We start from the raw sequence: 16,296 nt of genomic DNA, 5'->3' as shown, positions 1-16,296 counted from the left end.
TGGGACGAGGCGGGGGACAGCCGCTCCGCCGCATCCTGTCGCCCGTGGGTCAGCTGTCTGACACCTCCGCAAGCCGCGCCGCGAGAAACGCCCGCTCGACCTCGTTGCTGGTCAACGCCAGCGCCTCCTCGTACGCCGCGACCGCCGCCCGGCTGCCCAGGCGGCGCAGCAGGTCGGCCCGGGCCGCACTGAGGTAGCTGTACCCGGCCATCGTCGGATTGTCGAGCAAAGGGGTCAGCGCGCGCAGCCCGGCCGCCGGGCCGTCGCGCATGCCGACCGCGACAGCCCGGTTCAGGTCGACGACCGGGGAGGGCCACAGTGTGCGGAGCACGTCGTAGAGTCCGACGATCTCCGCCCAGTCGGTGGCCTCCCAGGTCGGTGCCTCGGCGTGCACGGCGGCGATCGCGGCCTGCACGGCGTACCGGGTCGGGGCCCCACCCCGCAGCGCCGCGGTGAGCAGGCCGATGCCCTCGTCGATCAGCGCGGTGTCCCACGACCGGCGGTCCTGCTCGGCGAGCAGCACCAGTTTGCCGTCCGCCGACAGCCGGGTACCCCGGCGGGCGTCGGTGAGTACCAGGAGAGCGAGCAGGCCGGTGATCTCCGGCTCGCCGGGCAGCAGCAGGTGCAGCATCCGGGCGAGGTCGATCGCGTGGTCGACCAGGTCCGCGCGCGGGATCCGGTCGCCGACGGGCGGGGCGTGTCCGGTCGTGAAGACCAGGTGCACGACCTCGCACACGGCGCCGATCCGCTCGGGCAGTTCGTCGGACTCCGGTACCCGGTAGGGGATCCGGGCGGCGGCGATCTTCTTCTTGGCCCGGGTGATCCGGGCGGCCATGGTCGGTTCGGACACCAGGAACGCCCGGGCCACCTCCACCGTGGACAGCCCGCACAGCAGTCGCAGCGTGAGGGCGACCTGGGCCTCGCGGCCCAGCGCCGGGTGACAGCAGGTGAAGATGAGCCGGAGCCGGTCGTCGTCGATCCCGGACCCGGTGGCCTCGGGCCCCGGCACGTGCTCGTCGACCACCAGCAGCGGTGCCGCGCGCCGCCACAGCGACTCGCGGCGGAGCAGGTCCAGGGCCCGGTTGCGTGCCACCGTCGTCAGCCACCCCCCGGGCCGGGCCGGCACGCCGCTGCGCGACCAGGTCCGCAGCGCCTTGGCGAACGCGTCCTGCACGCACTCCTCAGCCAGGTCGAGGTCGCGGGTGACGCGCACCGTCGCGGCGAGGACCTGGGCCCACTCGCGACGGTGCGCCCGCGCCACCGCTGCGCTGACATCGGGGCGCATCGCGAACTCAGTCCGTCCCGTACAGCGGCCGGACCTCGACGCCGCTGTGGTCCACCGACACCTCCGGCAGGGTCCGGGCCAGCGCGATGGCCGCGTCGAGATCCGGGGCGTCGAGCAGGTAGAAGCCGCCGATCACCTCCTTGGTCTCCAGGAAAGGGCCGTCGGTGATCGCCGGCCGGCCCTCGGCGCCGGCCCGCAGGCTGGTCGCCATCGCCGTGCCCTCCAGCTGGCCGCCGCCGACGATCGCGTCGCCGGCCCGGGCCAGGAAGGCGTTGTGCCCCCGGGCGAGGTGCCGCTCCTCCTCGGTGGTCATCGCCTGCCACCGCTGCTCGTCGCCGTAGATCAGGATGAGGTACTTCGCCATGTCGCACGTCCGATCGTCGGGGGGCCGGTTCGGCCCTCTCACCAAGCCGACGATCCGGCCAGGCCCGGATCGACAGTAGCCGGGGATCGGCCGGCGGGGCGGTCGGAGCCAACGGCCGGGGCGTGGCTGCTCCCGCCCACGGCACCTGGAGCCCGCAACCGCCTGACCTCGATTGACAGCGAAAATCCAGCGGCCTCGATTAGCCTTCGCGCACCCGTGACAAGGAGGACCCGATGAGACGTCGTACCGCACTGCGTGCCCTGCTCGCCGTACCCGCCGGGGCGGTGGCCGGCTCCGTGCTGCTCGGCGGCCCGGCGCACGCCGCCGTCGCCACGATCGACCCCCGGTCGAACTGGGGCACCTGGGAGGGCTGGGGCACGTCGCTGGCCTGGTGGGCCAAGGCCTTCGGACACGACACCACGCTCGCTGACCTGTTCTTCACCCGCGACCAGGTGCGCTACCGGGGCGAGGACCTGCCAGGGCTGGGGCTGAACATCGTCCGGTACAACGCGGGGGCCTGCACCGACCGGCCGATCGGGAGCCGGCCCGCACCCGGGATCGGCGGCTTCAAACAGATCGAGGGGTACCAGCTGGACTGGTACAGCGCCGACCCGTCCTCGGCGAGCTGGAATTGGTACGCCGACTCGTTCCAGCGGGACATGATGTGGCTCGCCCGGGACCGGGGCGCGAACACGTTCGAGCTGTTCTCCAACTCGCCGATGTGGTGGATGACCCGCAACGACGACCCGTTCGGGGCGGCCGACGGCGGCGAGAACCTCCAGGACCAGAACTACGGCCGGCACGCGGCGTACCTGGCCACGATCGCCCGGTACGCGCACGACCACTGGGGCGTGGACTTCACCTCGGTGCAGCCGGTGAACGAGCCGGACGGCGCGTGGGGCGGCTCCTGGGGCCACGGCCAGGAGGGCTGCCATTTCGAGCGGGGCTCGCAGGCCCGGCTGGTCAACGAGCTGCGCACCCAGCTCGACCAGCGGGACCTGTGGTGGATGAAGGTGGCCGGGATGGACGCGTGGGGCTACGACGACGCGCGGGCCACCTTCGGGTCGTTCGACGCCGGTACCAGGGCGAAGGTGGGCCGGATCAACACCCACGGCTACCAGGGGCTCGGTGGCCGGCGGGACCTGCTGTACACCGCGGCCCAGGCGGCAGGCAAGGGGATCTGGAACACCGAGTACGGCGACGGCGACGGGTCGGGGATGGCGATGTCCGACGTGATCAACTGTGACCTGCGCTGGCTGCACCCGACCGGCTGGGTGTACTGGCAGGTCGTGGACGGCTGGTGGGGCATGGTCGGCATCGACGGCTTCGGCCAGCCGGGGATGACCCCGGGAGCGGTGGCGACGAAGTACTTCGTGATGGCCCAGTACTCCCGGCACATCCGGCCCGGGATGCGGATCCTGGACAGCGGCGACCCGAACACGGTGGCGGCGTACGACCCGGCCCGGCGGACCCTGGTGATCGTGGCCACCAACCACGACACCGGCCAGTGGCTGGACTACGACCTGTCCCGGTTCACCCGGCCCGGCTCGGACGGGGCCCTCGTCGGGCGGTGGTGCACGAACACCGGCGGCGGGGACCGCTACACCTACCACGCGGACACCACCCTGCACGGGAGCCGGTTCTGGTCCTGGTTCAACCCGCGCACGGTGCAGACATTTGAGGTGTCGAACGTGGACCTCTAGCGGCACCGCCACGCGGGTACGGCAGAATGGGTTTGTCGCTTTTGAGCCTGGAACCGCCGCCGAAGGAGATCATGATGTCCGCCCGCGAACTGCACGAGAGCCTCGACGACCTGCGCGAACAGGTGGACGACGACCCCGGGCTGTCGGCGGAGGACCACGACGCCGTCGGTGAGCTGTTCGAGGCCTGCCAGGCACTCCTGGAGTCCCGGCCGCAGGAGGACACGCTGGTCGAGCGGGCCGAGGCCCTCGTCGAGCGGTTCGAGGTGGAACACCCGGCCGTGGCGGCCAGCGTGCACCAGGTCGCCCAGGCACTGATCAACATGGGCGTCTGACGGTGGGGCGGGCCCGCGACGCGGGCCCGCCCCGTGGGGTCAGACGGCCACGCAGGGCAGACCCACGGAGGACCAGGTGCCGTTGGCCCGCGACCAGCCCTGGGCGCACAGCTGCCCGTTGCCGGAACCGGACCACGCCTGGGTGTCGCCACCCGCGGTCCAGTACCCGTTGGGGGACGACGCGTGGAACCCGTTCGGTCCCCAGAAGTCGATGTGACCTTCGGCGGCGCCGCTCCTGAACTCACCCCACACCCGCCACCCGGTGCCGGTATAGGACGTATAGATACACACATTGTTATTGCAGCCCGACGGCCCGTTGGCGGAGGCGTGGGCCGTGCCCGCGGCCGCGAACGGAGCCACGGTGGCGGCCAGCGTGGCGATGGTGGCGATGGCGGACTTCAGTCGCATGTCAAACCCTTCGGTAGAGGTTGCCGGGTCGGCGCTCGCGGAGGACCGACCGTCGGCGGAGTTGTCCCAGCTGTGTTTCGGCCCGGCCCGAGCACGGTGCGACCCGTGCTCGCGCGGACCCGGATCCGAAGGCCGCCCCCGTTGAGCCGGTCTCGGACCTGTCCGGACGCGCCGTCACCGCGATGACGACGCCGGGGGCGCCCTCGCCCGGACACCCGACGCCGGACGGCGCTGGGGGGCACCCCGGCGGGCGGGTGGGCCGGACCTAGTCACGGGCCAGCGCGCGGCGCAGGGCGGCGGCGAACTCGGCGATCTGGCGCTGGGAGACGTCGGCGGACAGGATCGCCTGCGAGCCGTGGAACGTGCCGGGCCACTGGTGCAGCTCGACGGACACGCCCGCCTGCAGGAGACGCAGCGCGTACCCGATGCCCTCGTCGCGGAGGGGGTCGAACTCGGCGGTGGCGACGTAGGCGGGCGGCAGGTCGGACAGGTCGCCGGCCCGGGCCACGGCGGCGTAGGCCGAGGCGGTCTGTCCGCCCAGGTAGTGCCGCCAGGTGGCGGCGAGCTTGCTGCGGTTCATCCAGGGGGTACCGGTGAAGGCGCGCGCCGACCACGTGTCCTGCCGGTCGTCGAGTTCGGGCTGGTTGAGCAGCTGGAACGCGATCGCCGGCCCCCGCTGGTCCCGGGCCCGCAGTGCGACCGCCGCCGCGAGTCCCGCGCCGGCGCTGTGGCCGCCGACGGCGAGCCGGGCCGGGTCGACCCCGAACTCGGCCACGTGCCCGGCGGCCCACGTCACCGCGGCGTACGCGTCGTCGAGCCCGGCCGGGAACGGGTGCTCGGGGGCCAGCCGGTAGCCCACGGAGACCACCAGAGCCCCGGAGCCCAGGGCCAACCGGCTCGCCCACGGATGCTCGGTGTCCAGGTCGCCCATGCAGAAGCCGCCGCCGTGCAGCCAGACGATCGCGCCCCGGGCCTGCCGGGGGCGGTAGATCCGCACCGGCACGTCCGGCGGCACCGTGCGGTCCTCGATCGTCAGGTCGGATGTGTCGGGTGCCGGCCCCGCCGCGGCCAGACCGGCGAGGTACCGGCGCGCACTGGCCGGGTCGTCGAGGTCCGCCGGGGGGAACAACGGGATGAATGCTTCCAGCTCGGGATCCATGTCCACCATGGTGTCCGGCGCAGGCCCGACATTCAGCCGCCAGCCGTCGCGCATCCGGCACCAGTCGTCCGCCAATCGGCGCATACCCTGGGGGCATGGAGGCACTGGCTCTGCGGTTGTCGCAACTGGACTCGCACGCCGAGGGCGCGATCCGGGTCATCATGTTCTACGACACGCTGATCCGCCGACGGGTCGACCTGGCGGCGCTGGTGCGCGCGTCGGCGGGTCTGGCCGAGTGCGTGGTCGGGGCCAGGCTCCACGGCACGGGGCAGCTGGTCCGGATGTCCCCGGACGGCACGCCGGTGCCCGACGCGCTCGAGTCGGGCACCGCCTCGATCGTCCTCGACGGGGAGACCATCGGGGTGGTGTGGACGGAGCGACCGCACCCGCCGAGCGCCCTGGACCAGGTGTTGCTGGACCGGCTGGCCATCGCCGCGGCGGCCGTCGTCGAGCGGTACGGCCCGGCCAGTACCACGATGGCCGACCCCGCGCTCGTGGAACTCGCGATCAGCGCCGGCACCGACGACGCCGCCCGGGCCAGGGCCCTGAGGCTGCTGGGATTTCCGGCCTGGACCCCGGCGCGCGTCGTGGCCGTGCGGACGACCCTGGCCCTCAACGAGGTCGGCGCGCGGCTGTGCCCGGGCGGCCCCGTCCGGGCGGCGGCCCTCGCCGACGTCGGCGTCATCCTGGCGTCGGCCGTTGACCCGGAACGGATCCCGGCCGGCGTGCACGCGGGCATCGGCACCACCGACCGTGCGGACCGGTCCTGGCGGCAGGCCCGCACCGCGCTGCGGTTCGCCAACCCGCGCCAACCGGTCATCCGGTTCGAGGACCTGGGATCCCTCGCCCTCCTCGCCGACATCCCGCCGGACGTCGCACGCGCCAACCCGGACGTGACCGCCGTGGCCGACCTGGCCCAGCGCCCGGACGACCTGCGGACCCTGGAGGCCTACTGCACGACCGGATCGGTGCGCCAGGCCGCCGCGATGCTGCACCTGCACCACAGCAGCGTCGCCCGCCGCCTTGACCAGATCGGACGATGCGTGCGCATCAACCTCACCGAACCGACCGGGCTGGTCCGGGCCAGGCTCGCGTTGACCACCTGGCAGCTCCTGAACGGCTGAGAGCGGAGCACGGCGCGCCCGGCCGTCACACACCAGGGACAGCCGCCCGGCGGCAAGCCTGCTGGGGCTCGTTGCGAGTTTCCGCAATATCCGCCGTCTCTCATTGTCTCTGTGCCAGCTCCTGCTCAGGATGAGCCTGCATTCGCCGACCCGATCCGACGGGCCGTTAGGGGAGTTCAGGGTGACAGGAACTGGTGTGGGGGGCCGGCTCGCCGGCTGGAGGGCATTGTGGGTGACGGCCGCTGAAGTGCCGCTGGTCGCGGCACTGGCGGTGGCGCTTATCGTGGGGTCGGCGGTGTCGGCCAGGGCCGCGGAGCCGACCGTGGCTACGGCCGTGGAGGACTTCGCGTACCCGGACGCGGCGGGAATTCTGACTCAACGCGGGATCACCCTGAAGACGGGCGACGGTCATATTCAACTCGCTGACTGCGATTCGCAGGCCGGCCTGATCCACCTGCGCAGCCGTTCGCTGGCCGACCAGGCGTGTTTCAAGATCACCGGCCCGGTGGGGTACCTGGCGCTGGAGATCCCCGAGGTCTACACCATCAAGGGTGACGATCACGCGATCAAGGCCACGCTGAGCACCCAGGGCACGGTCACCAGCGTCGACATCAACCGCAACGCCTGGACCCCCGTGGGCGAAGGTGCCTCCAGCGGCGTGTCGACCCTGTTGGAGCTCAATGCCACGGACGGGTCGGCGGTGTCGGTGACCAACCCGTATCCGGGAGTCGGCACGCTCACGGTCGGCGCTGCCGGACGCACTGGTGCCCGGGGTTGCACCGCCACGCTGATCGCGCCTGAGTGGGTGTTGTCGGCGGCGAGCTGCTTCGCCGACGACCCGAACCAGCCGGCGACCGTCAAGTCCGGCCCGCCGCCCCGCCCCGCCACCGTGACCTTCACCGGTCACCCGGCGGTGGTGGTCACCGGCCTGGTGCCGCGGGCGGACCGTGACCTGGTGCTGGCCCGCCTGGCCTTCCCTATCGTCGGCATCGCCCCGGCCGGTGTGGCCACCGCGGCCCCGGCCGTGGATCAGAACCTCCAGGCCGCGGGCGTCGGGCGCACCGCCACCGAGTGGGCCCCGGCCGCCCCGCACGTCGGCGCGGTCACGGTCACGGCTGTCGCGGGTACCACGATCGCGGCGACCCCGCCGGCAGGAGTCCTGTGCCAGGGCGACGCCGGAGGTCCGGCGTTCACGGTCCCGTCCGGTGGCGGGATGCTGGTCGCCGCCGTGCACAGCCGGTCGGGGCAGGCCGGATGCCTGGCGCAGACGTCCACCGTCGCCGCGGCGACCGAGGCCAGGGTCGATGACCTCGCGAGCTGGATCGCGACGAACACGCCACGGCGACCGCGCGCGTCGAGTGACGTGAACGGCGACGGCAGGACCGACGTGGCGATGACCGGGGGTGGCGGGTGGAGCACCCTGCCGGTCGCCTTCTCCCAGGGGGACGGGACGGCCACCGTCACGAACGCGCCCATCGGCGAGTTCGCCAACTGGGCGACGAGCTCGGGGGTCCGGTCCGTCACCGGGGACTTCAACGGTGACGGGCGCACCGACTTCGCCCTGACGGGCGGCCCCAGCTGGTCGACGTTGCCGGTGGCGATGTCGAAGGGGGACGGCACGTTCACGGTCACCAACGCGCCCATCACGGACTTCGGTGGCTGGGCGTCCAACCCGGCCGCGAAGGTCGTGTCCGGAGACTTCAACGGGGATGGCAAGGCCGATCTGGCGTTGTCGGGAGTCTCGGGGTGGACATGCGTGCCGGTCGCGTTCTCGAAGGGCGACGGCACGTTCACCGTGACATGCGCGGCACCTGGCCTGGACTGGCTCACGTGGGCGGCCAATCCCAACGCCCGGTTGGCGTCCGGCGACTTCAACGGCGACGGCCGCACCGACCTCGCCCTGACGGGTGGCTACAACTGGTCGACGCTGCCGGTGGCGATGTCCAAGGGCGATGGCACGTTCACGGTCACGAACGCGCCCATCGGTGAGTTCGCCAACTGGGTGACCAGTTCCAACGTCAGGTTGGTGTCCGGGGACTTCAACGCCGACGGGCGCACCGACCTGGCCCTGACGGGCGGCCCCAACTGGTCGACGTTGCCGGTGGCGATGTCGAAGGGGGACGGCACGTTCACGGTCACCAACGCGCCCATCACGGACTTCGGTGGCTGGGCGTCCAACCCGGCCGCGAAGGTGGTGACCGGGGACTTCAACGGAGACGGCAGGGCCGACCTGGTGATGACGGGCGCCTCGGGATGGACGTGCATTCCGGTGGCGTTGTCGAACGGCGACGGCACGTTCACCGTGACGTGCGCGGCCCCCGCACTGAACTGGGTCGGCTGGGCCGCCGAAACCGGCGCGAAGGTCCTCGCCGGCGACTTCGACGGCGACGGCAGGGCCGACCTCGCGTTGACCGGCGGCGCGGGCTGGAACTGCCTGCCGATGGCCAGGTCGAAGGGCGACGGCACCTTCACCGTGACGTGTTCGGCACCCCCCGGCGCGGACTGGGGATCGTGGGCCGCCCAACCCGGGGCGAGGATCCTGTGACCTCGCCGTTCGACGTCGTGTCCTCCGACCTGGGGCTCTGTGTGCTCCCTGGTCCTGCTGTGGGAGTCACTGTGTGGATGAGTAGAGCGCGTCGAGGCCTGGTCACGCCGCTGGCCGCGGCATTGTTGATCACTCCGGTACTGGTGGGTTCGGCAACGTCGGCATCGGCGGCCGAGACGGCGCTCCCGTCGGCGGTGGAGGACTTCGCCTACCCGGGAGCGGCGGGGATCCTCGCCGCACGGGGCATCACGCTGCGCTCGGGCGACGGGCACATCGTGCTGGCCGACTGTGTGCCCGGCGGTGGCCTGGTCGAGCTGTACAGCCGGTCGTTGGCTCCCAGCCACGCCTGCTTCAAGATCACGGGCGCGACGGGGTACCTGGCCCTGGAAATTCCCGAGGTCTTCAGCATCAGGGGCGACAGCCACGCGATCAAGGCCACGCTGAGCAGCCAGGGGACTGTCGCCAGCGTCGATGTCAGCAAGAACGAATGGACCCCGGTCGGCGAGGGCAGTTCCAGCGGCGCCACTACCCTGCTCGAACTCATCGCCACCGACGGGCCGGCGGTGTCGGTCACCAACCCCAACCCCGCGGTCGGGAACCTCACCGTGGGACCGCCCGGCCGTGTCGGTTCCAGGGCCTGCACCGCCACCCTGGTCGCCGCCCAGTGGGTCCTGACGGCGGCGAGTTGCTTCGCCGACGACCCCGCCCAGCCGGTCGTGCCCGCGGGTGCGCCCAGCCGGCCTTCGCAGGTGGAGTTCCCCGGACGCGTGCCGGTGGCCGTCACGGCACTGGTCCCCCGGTCCGACCGTGACCTGGTGCTGGGTCGGCTCGCGACGCCCATCGGCGGGGTCGCGGCGCTCAGGGTCTCCGGCTCCGCAGCGGCCACGGGGGCCGTGTTGCAGGCTGTGGGATACGGGCGTACGGCGACCGCGTGGCACACCGGGACGCAGCGGCCGGCCGGCGTGACCGTCACCGCGACCGTCGGCACCAGCCTTGCGGTCAACGTCACGACCGGCCTGGTGTGCAAGGGCGACGCCGGTGGGCCCGCGACCAACGGCCAGGGCGAACTCGTCGCCGTCCACAGCCGGTCGGGCCAGGCGGGCTGCCTGGACGGCCCCGGCGGGGGCCCCGCCGCGACAGCCGTCAGGGTCGACGACATCGCCGGCTGGGTCCGGGACAACACCCCGGCCCAGCTGGGTCGCGACTACAACGGTGACGGCAGGACCGACATCGCGATGGTGGGCGGTGACAACTGGAACAGCATTCCGGTGGCCCTGTCGAAGGGCGACGGTTCCTTCGGGATCACGGCCGTGGCCGCCGACAACTTCGCGTCCTGGGCCAAGAACCCCACCGCGAAGCCGTTGACCGGTGATTTCAACGGTGACGGTAGAGCCGATATCGCGATGGTGGGCGGCGACAGCTGGGACAGCATTCCGGTGGCGTTGTCGAAAGGCGATGGTTCGTTCACGGTCACCGCAACGGTGGCGGGCAGCTTCGCCATCTGGGCGAGGAACGCGACCGCGAAGCCGTTGACCGGTGACTTCAACGGTGATGGCAGGACCGACATCGCGATGGTCGGCGGCAGCGGCTGGAACAGCATCCCGGTGGCGTTGTCGAACGGTGACGGCTCGTTCGCGATCGTGGCAGTGGCGGCGGACAGTTTCGGGACCTGGGCGACCAGCAGCTCCGCAAAGCCGTTGACCGGTGACTTCAACGGTGACGGCAAGACGGACATCGCGATGGTGGGCGGTGACAACTGGAACAGCATTCCGGTGGCGCTGTCGAAGGGTGACGGTTCATTCGCGGTCACAGCGGTGGCCGCCGACAGTTTCGCCATCTGGGCGAGGAACGCGACCGCGAAGCCGTTGACCGGTGACTTCAACGGTGACGGCAAGACGGACATCGCGATGGTGGGCGGTGACAACTGGAACAGCATCCCGGTCGCGCTGTCCAGGGGCGACGGTTCGTTCACGATCACGGCGGTGGCCGCCGACAACTTCGCCACCTGGGCCAAGAACGCCGCCGCGAAGCCGCTGACCGGCGATTTCAACGGTGACGGCAGGACCGACATCGCGATGGTCGGCGGCAGCGGCTGGAACAGCATCCCGGTGGCGTTGTCCAACGGCGACGGCTCCTTCACTGTCTCGGCAGTGGTCGCGAGCAATTTCGCGACATGGGCCAACAACAGTTCCGCCAAGCCACTGACCGGCGACTACAACGGCGACGGCAAAGCCGACATCGCGATGGTCGGTGGCGACAACTGGAACAGCATCCCAGTCGCCCTGTCGAAGGGCGACGGTTCGTTCACGATCACGGCGGTGGCCGCCGACAACTTCGCCACCTGGGCGAAGAACAGTTTCGCCAAGCCACTGTAACTACAGGGAAGTTCGTGGCCCGCCCCGGCCGGAGCGAGCAGGGGCGGGGCCGCCTAGGCCGGGAGATATCAACCCGACTGTCGTGAACTCGTTTGCTGGAGCCACCAGGCGATTGCCGGGTGGCGTGGTGGCGTCCTGACGCGCTCCGACCGGATGGGATCAGGTTCGATGAAAGTGACAGCACAGTCAACGACGGCACGCGCGCGGGCCGCCGCCGCCGTCATTCTGGCCGTCAGCCTGGCGGTGGGGCTGCTGTCAGCCCCGGCCCTGGCTGATCCCACCCCGGCGCCGGTGACACTGAGCGACCGGGCAAAGGTCCTGGCCGCGTGGAAGGCCGGCGGTCCGGCGGTACGTCGGGGAGCCGAGACAGCCCTGGCCGGTCCCGATCAGGGGATACAGGTCTTTCTCGCCACCGGTCAGACAGCCGCTGCTGAGCAGGACCTGCGCGCCCAGCTCGAACAGCGGCTGGCCGTGTCGGGCCCGGGAGTCCGTGCGGCCGGAGCCAAAGCCCTGGCTGGGCCGGCGGCCGGTGTGCAGGCGTTTCTGGACTCCGGTTATAGGAAGCCCTTCGAGGACGACCAGCGGGTCCGGCTGTCGCAGATCATGGCCACCGGAGGCCCCGGCGTGCGCGTCGCCGCCGGCAAGGCCATGGACGGCACGGCCGATGACGTGACGAGGTTCCTGAACTCCGAACAGTTCACGGCGCGCGACAATGACGACCGGGTCCGGGTCAACCAACTGATGTCCACCGGCGGCCCTGAAGTGAAGAAGGCCGCCGGGGTGGCCCTGGACGGCACGGTTGAGGACGTGCGGGAGTTCCTGCGCGCCGGCTGGCAGGTCGCCGCGGCCCGCGACCAGGAGACTTTGACCGTCGCGCAACTGGCCGACCTTGCCGGCAACTCCGCCGGGCGGGCGGGGGAGCAGTCCCGGACGGCCAAGGACGCCGCGGCCAAGGCGGTGGACGCGGCGAGGCTGGCGAAGGACGCCGCGCAGCGGGCCGCGCAGGAGACGAAGGCCGCGCAAGGTGACGCGGTCAAGGCCGCTGCGGCGGCGGGCCGGGCAGCCGACGCCGCCGGCCGGGCGGCGGTCGCCGCCCAGACCGCCTCGACGGCGGCGACCGCCGCGAACGAGGCGGCCCAGCAGGCGGCGAACGCGGCTGCTGCCGCCGCTGCGGCCTCCACGCAGGCGGGCGACGCCGCCGCGGCAGCCCGCAAGGCCGCCGCCGACGCGGCCACCGACGCCGGACAGGCGGACGCCGCGCGCGCCGCCGCAGCGGCAGCCCGACAGGCGGCGACCGATGCCCGCAGCGCCGGTGAGGCCGCCGCGTGGGCGGGCCGGGTCGCCACCGAGGCGGGTGTTGCGGCCCAGGCCGCCGCCGACGCTGGCACGAACGCGGCGGCGGCGGCGCAGGCCGCGGCGGACGCCGCCCAGTGTGCCGGGGTGTCCGGCGACGCCGCCACTCGGGCCAACGACGCGGCAACGAAAGCCAGGACGGCCGCCGCTGAGGCGACCCGTGCGGCGACCGCGACCGTCGCCATCGCCGCGGAGGCCGCCGCCGCGGCAGGTGAGGCCCAGCGCGCCGCGAACGCCGCCGCCGGACACGCCGACGCGGCCGCGGCGGCAGCCACCGCCGCCGCCGCGCACGCCGGCGAGGCCGCGACCGCGGCCACCACCGCCCAGGCCGCGGCCACCGAGGCCACCGCGGCCGCCGACGCGGCGGCCCAGGCCGCCACCCAGGCCCACAAGATCGCCGACACCTCCCGCAAAGCCGACGCCGAACGCCTCGTAGCCCAGGAGAAGGCCTCGGTCGCCGCCGCCGTGGAAGCGAAGCGGGTGGAGGACGAACAGAAGAAGACCGCGGCGTGGCAGGCCGGTCAGGCCGCACAACTGGCCGCAGACACCGAACGGCTGCTCACGGAGGCCACCGCCACAGGAGTCGACCCGGCGGTCGCAGTCACCAAGGGTCGCCAGGCGGCGGTGCGGCTGCTGACCGCCGGCGGGCCCTGGGTCCAGGCCGCCGCCGAAACCGCCCTCGCCGGTACGGACGCCGACGTGCGCGCATTCCTGAGCACCGGCCTCACCGAGGCCAGGGACCGCGACGACCGGGTCAGCGTGATGACCATCGCATACGCCTCCACCCGGTTGCCGCAGCGCCTGGCCGCGGAACAGGCGGCCGTCGGGACCCCGGCGCAGGTGCGCGAGTTCCTGTCCACCGGCGCCTACCCGGGCAAGGACGACGACGACCGGGTGCTGGTGTCGCAGATCATGGCGGCCGGCAGCGAGGCGATGAAGGCCGCCGGTAGCGCCGCCCTGGACAGCTCCATCGCCGCCGTCCGGGAGTTCCTGACACACAAGCAGTACGAGGTGCGCGACGACGACAACGCGGTTCTGATCAACAAGGCGATCCACGACGGGGGCCCGGAGGTCAATGCCGTGGCGCAGGCGGTGTTGTCCGGGCCGAAGTCGGGGTATGTGCCCTTCCTGCAGATCGGGCTGCCCAAGGCCCAGCGTCGCGACGCGGACACCGCGGCGCATGTGGCCACGATTGGCGCGTACCTCAACAAGATCGACGGCTCGGTCGCGGTCGCACGGCAGTACGCGGCGGAGGCGGCCCGGGCAGCTGCCACCGCCCGAGGCGCGGCCACCGAGGCCGCCGGCTACGCCAACCAGGCCCAGATATCAGCGGGCCAGGCAGCCGAGGCCGCCCGGCAGGCCGCCGCGTCCGCCCTGCAGGCCCAGGCGTCAGCGAAGCAGGCAGCCGACTACGCCAGGACGGCCCTGGCCAACGCGGCCTCCGCCCGCGACGCCGCCCGCCGCGCGGACAACTCCGCCACCGCGGCGACGGCCTCGGCACAGCAGGCGAAGCAGTACGCGATCGACGCGAAGGCCGCGGCCGACCAGGCCAGGGCATCCGCCGAGGCCGCGGGGAAGAGTTCCACGGAGGCCAACCAGGCCGCCGACGCAGCGCGCCAGGAGGTCTGGAACCGCCAGCAGGCCGCGGGCGCCATGCAGAACGAGACCGCATTCGTCGACGAGGACGGCCGGGTGTCGTTCGTCGACGCGGTGCCCCGGCCGGACATGAAACAGGACATCGTCCACGAGGACATGTCGAAGTGCACCGCCGAGGACCCCGGCGGGATGTGGGGCTGGCTGACCAGCGACGACCACACCTGGCACAAGAACGCCGCCGGCGTCGACGTCTGCGATGTACCCGTCACGGTCAAGGTCTCCGGCACCGTGGACTACGTCCTGAAGACCTGTCCCGTGCCGAACCTGTCCATCGCCGGCTGCCAGGGCAAATACACCGAGGCTGACACCCTGGTGCTGGCGAGCAAGACCCTGGACGGCGTCCAGTTCGACGCCACCTCCGAGCTGACCTACAAAGACTACGTCGAGCACTACCAGGTCCGCTGCGATCCGCAATCCGGTATGTGCATGACGGGGGACAGCGCCAAGATCCTTGCCAGCCTGCTGTTCGGCGACCTCATCACGTGCATCAAGAATCCCGGCGTGAACGGGCCGTGTGCTTGGGCCGTCGCCACTTTCATTCCCTGGGGCACCCTCCTCAAGGGGGTCAAGGGAGTCATCGCGGTCCGGTACGCCGTCATGACCGGCATTGGCATCGAAGACGCCCAGCTCGTGCTCAGAGTCGCGCTGGGCGGCTACACGGCACCGGTCCTGGCTCGCCTCGACGCCATGGTCGCCGCCGTGACCAGGTTCAGGGGAGCACTGGCAAATGGCGAGGGACTCGCAGCGGCCTATGGCGCCCTGCGGGGCAACCCCAACATCGACGCCCGGGTCCTGACTGCTCTCACTGTCGCGGGCGAACGCACAGCGGTCGGTCGCGCCGCCATCCGGTTCAAGTTCTGTGCTCGCAGCAACAGCTTCAGCGCGGACACGCAGGTCCTGATGGCAGACGGCACCGCCAGACCGATCGCAACAGTCGCGCTCGGAGATCTCGTGTTGTCCACCGACCCAGTGACCGGAGTAACCGCAGCCGAACACGTCACCCAATTGCATGTAAATATCGACATTGATCTAGCAGATATCGCCGTCGCCCTGCCCTCCGGCGGCGAAGGGGTGATCAGGACCACCCAGGAGCATCCGTTCTGGGATGAGACCCGAAGCGGATGGGTGAACGCCGGCCAATTGGTCGTGCAGCATCGGCTACGCACCGACGACGGCCGAATCGTTACCGTCGTGGCGGTCCGCAACCGTCGCGGCCCGCAGGAGATGCGCAACCTTACGGTGGCCGACCTGCACACGTACTACGTGCTGGTTCGTGGCGTGCCAGTTCTCGTGCACAACACCGGCCCGTGCGAGCTGGCCTATTCGATCGCGGACCACTCTATGGACGAGCTGAAGAACGGTCTTGCTGACCACTACGTCGCGGGCATCGAGGGTCGCGAAGCGCTCGCCCAGTATGTCGACGACATACTCTTCGAGGTCAGGGCGTCGGTGTCGAAGCCTCTGAACGGTGGGCGGGTAGCCTATTGGGACGACGCCAAGCGGGCTGTCGTGATCGAGAATCCCCTCGCTGGTGAACTCGGGCATGAAGGGCAGGAGTTGGGAACTGTATTCACGCCAGAGAGAGGAAAGGCATACTACGATGAACTCCGTTGACGCATTCGCCTCCTCGCTCTCTGATGCTGAGCTCAACGCGCTCGGCCTCAGGCTGGACGGAGGCATGTCCCTGCACAGTCTTCTACGAACGTGGGAACGGTGTGCCCGTGTTGTCTCAAGCGGCCCGATAATGGTTCAGGAGTATATCAACTGCCTCGACATTCGAAACGCCATCGAGCGGGACATTGAGCTATTGACCGGCGACCTGGCCTTTAAAGTTAGCTCCCTTGTGGTCATACTGGACGACGTCTTCCGTGCAGCCACGGTCGATGACGGGGGCCTGGATGTAGCGCAATACACCGAAGTCGACAAGGAACGCGGCGCGCACTGGTGGTGGACGCGGAAACCGGCTCAACAACTGCGGGGCTGGTAGCCCCG

At 71.3% G+C, this 16,296-nt stretch carries 11 protein-coding genes; 7 read left to right on the top strand and 4 right to left on the bottom strand.

What is annotated here, in order from left to right; genetic code table 11:
* Positions 1 to 49 precede the first annotated feature (49 nt).
* Both IW245_RS10065 and IW245_RS10060 read right to left on the bottom strand, forming a co-directional pair.
* Positions 50 to 1,285, bottom strand: coding sequence for an RNA polymerase sigma factor (locus tag IW245_RS10065; protein WP_197002905.1), 1,236 nt, complete (start codon positions 1,283 to 1,285; stop codon positions 50 to 52).
* A gap of 7 nt (positions 1,286 to 1,292) precedes the next feature.
* Complete coding sequence (locus IW245_RS10060) at positions 1,293 to 1,649, bottom strand: YciI family protein (protein WP_197002904.1); 357 nt, start codon at positions 1,647 to 1,649, stop codon at positions 1,293 to 1,295.
* A gap of 233 nt (positions 1,650 to 1,882) precedes the next feature.
* On the opposite strand from IW245_RS10060, the gene IW245_RS10055 reads away from it, so the two are divergent.
* Both IW245_RS10055 and IW245_RS10050 read left to right on the top strand, forming a co-directional pair.
* Positions 1,883 to 3,352 (top strand): glycoside hydrolase, encoded by a 1,470-nt coding sequence (locus IW245_RS10055; RefSeq protein WP_197002903.1) that lies wholly within the window; start codon positions 1,883 to 1,885, stop codon positions 3,350 to 3,352.
* Positions 3,353 to 3,426: 74 nt separating this feature from the next.
* The gene (locus IW245_RS10050) at positions 3,427 to 3,684 is read left to right on the top strand and encodes a DUF4404 family protein (protein WP_197002902.1); all 258 of its coding nucleotides are present in this window, start codon (positions 3,427 to 3,429) and stop codon (positions 3,682 to 3,684) included.
* A 39-nt stretch (positions 3,685 to 3,723) separates the two neighbouring features.
* On the opposite strand, the gene IW245_RS10045 is transcribed toward IW245_RS10050, so the two are convergent.
* Both IW245_RS10045 and IW245_RS10040 read right to left on the bottom strand, forming a co-directional pair.
* Positions 3,724 to 4,092 (bottom strand): hypothetical protein, encoded by a 369-nt coding sequence (locus tag IW245_RS10045; protein WP_197002901.1) that lies wholly within the window; start codon positions 4,090 to 4,092, stop codon positions 3,724 to 3,726.
* 265 nt (positions 4,093 to 4,357) lie between these two features.
* Positions 4,358 to 5,251 carry an alpha/beta hydrolase gene (locus tag IW245_RS10040; protein ID WP_231398742.1) on the bottom strand — a complete coding sequence of 298 codons (894 nt, stop codon included), beginning with the start codon at positions 5,249 to 5,251 and terminating at the stop codon, positions 4,358 to 4,360.
* Positions 5,252 to 5,346: 95 nt separating this feature from the next.
* Between IW245_RS10040 and IW245_RS10035 the strand changes: the two genes are divergently transcribed.
* From IW245_RS10035 to IW245_RS10015, 5 genes are all read left to right on the top strand, one after another.
* Positions 5,347 to 6,375 (top strand): helix-turn-helix domain-containing protein, encoded by a 1,029-nt coding sequence (locus IW245_RS10035; protein WP_197002900.1) that lies wholly within the window; start codon positions 5,347 to 5,349, stop codon positions 6,373 to 6,375.
* Positions 6,376 to 6,607: 232 nt separating this feature from the next.
* Positions 6,608 to 8,920, top strand: a complete 2,313-nt coding sequence (locus IW245_RS10030; RefSeq protein WP_197002899.1) for an FG-GAP-like repeat-containing protein — start codon at positions 6,608 to 6,610, stop codon at positions 8,918 to 8,920.
* A gap of 77 nt (positions 8,921 to 8,997) precedes the next feature.
* On the top strand, positions 8,998 to 11,295 hold the full coding sequence (locus tag IW245_RS10025) for an FG-GAP-like repeat-containing protein (RefSeq protein WP_197002898.1): 2,298 nt from the start codon (positions 8,998 to 9,000) through the stop codon (positions 11,293 to 11,295).
* 174 nt (positions 11,296 to 11,469) lie between these two features.
* Positions 11,470 to 15,918 (top strand): polymorphic toxin-type HINT domain-containing protein, encoded by a 4,449-nt coding sequence (locus IW245_RS10020; protein WP_197002897.1) that lies wholly within the window; start codon positions 11,470 to 11,472, stop codon positions 15,916 to 15,918.
* Positions 15,905 to 16,291: a hypothetical protein gene (locus tag IW245_RS10015; RefSeq protein WP_197002896.1), complete on the top strand. Its 387-nt coding sequence runs from the start codon at positions 15,905 to 15,907 to the stop codon at positions 16,289 to 16,291. Before IW245_RS10020 ends, IW245_RS10015 begins: the two co-directional genes overlap by 14 nt.
* Positions 16,292 to 16,296 lie beyond the last annotated feature (5 nt).

This window comes from Longispora fulva (assembly GCF_015751905.1).
Lineage (GTDB): Bacteria > Actinomycetota > Actinomycetes > Mycobacteriales > Micromonosporaceae > Longispora > Longispora fulva.
The sequence above is the reverse complement of the archived record's forward strand: the minus strand, read 5'-3'. Positions and strand labels throughout refer to the sequence as shown.

Coding starts and splice junctions, on each gene's coding strand:
- IW245_RS10065 (WP_197002905.1), bottom strand. CDS start 1,285: ATGCGCCCCGATGTCAGCGCAGCGGTGGCGCGGGCGCACCGTCGCGAG.
- IW245_RS10060 (WP_197002904.1), bottom strand. CDS start 1,649: ATGGCGAAGTACCTCATCCTGATCTACGGCGACGAGCAGCGGTGGCAG.
- IW245_RS10055 (WP_197002903.1), top strand. CDS start 1,883: ATGAGACGTCGTACCGCACTGCGTGCCCTGCTCGCCGTACCCGCCGGG.
- IW245_RS10050 (WP_197002902.1), top strand. CDS start 3,427: ATGTCCGCCCGCGAACTGCACGAGAGCCTCGACGACCTGCGCGAACAG.
- IW245_RS10045 (WP_197002901.1), bottom strand. CDS start 4,092: ATGCGACTGAAGTCCGCCATCGCCACCATCGCCACGCTGGCCGCCACC.
- IW245_RS10040 (WP_231398742.1), bottom strand. CDS start 5,251: ATGGATCCCGAGCTGGAAGCATTCATCCCGTTGTTCCCCCCGGCGGAC.
- IW245_RS10035 (WP_197002900.1), top strand. CDS start 5,347: ATGGAGGCACTGGCTCTGCGGTTGTCGCAACTGGACTCGCACGCCGAG.
- IW245_RS10025 (WP_197002898.1), top strand. CDS start 8,998: ATGAGTAGAGCGCGTCGAGGCCTGGTCACGCCGCTGGCCGCGGCATTG.
- IW245_RS10015 (WP_197002896.1), top strand. CDS start 15,905: ATGAACTCCGTTGACGCATTCGCCTCCTCGCTCTCTGATGCTGAGCTC.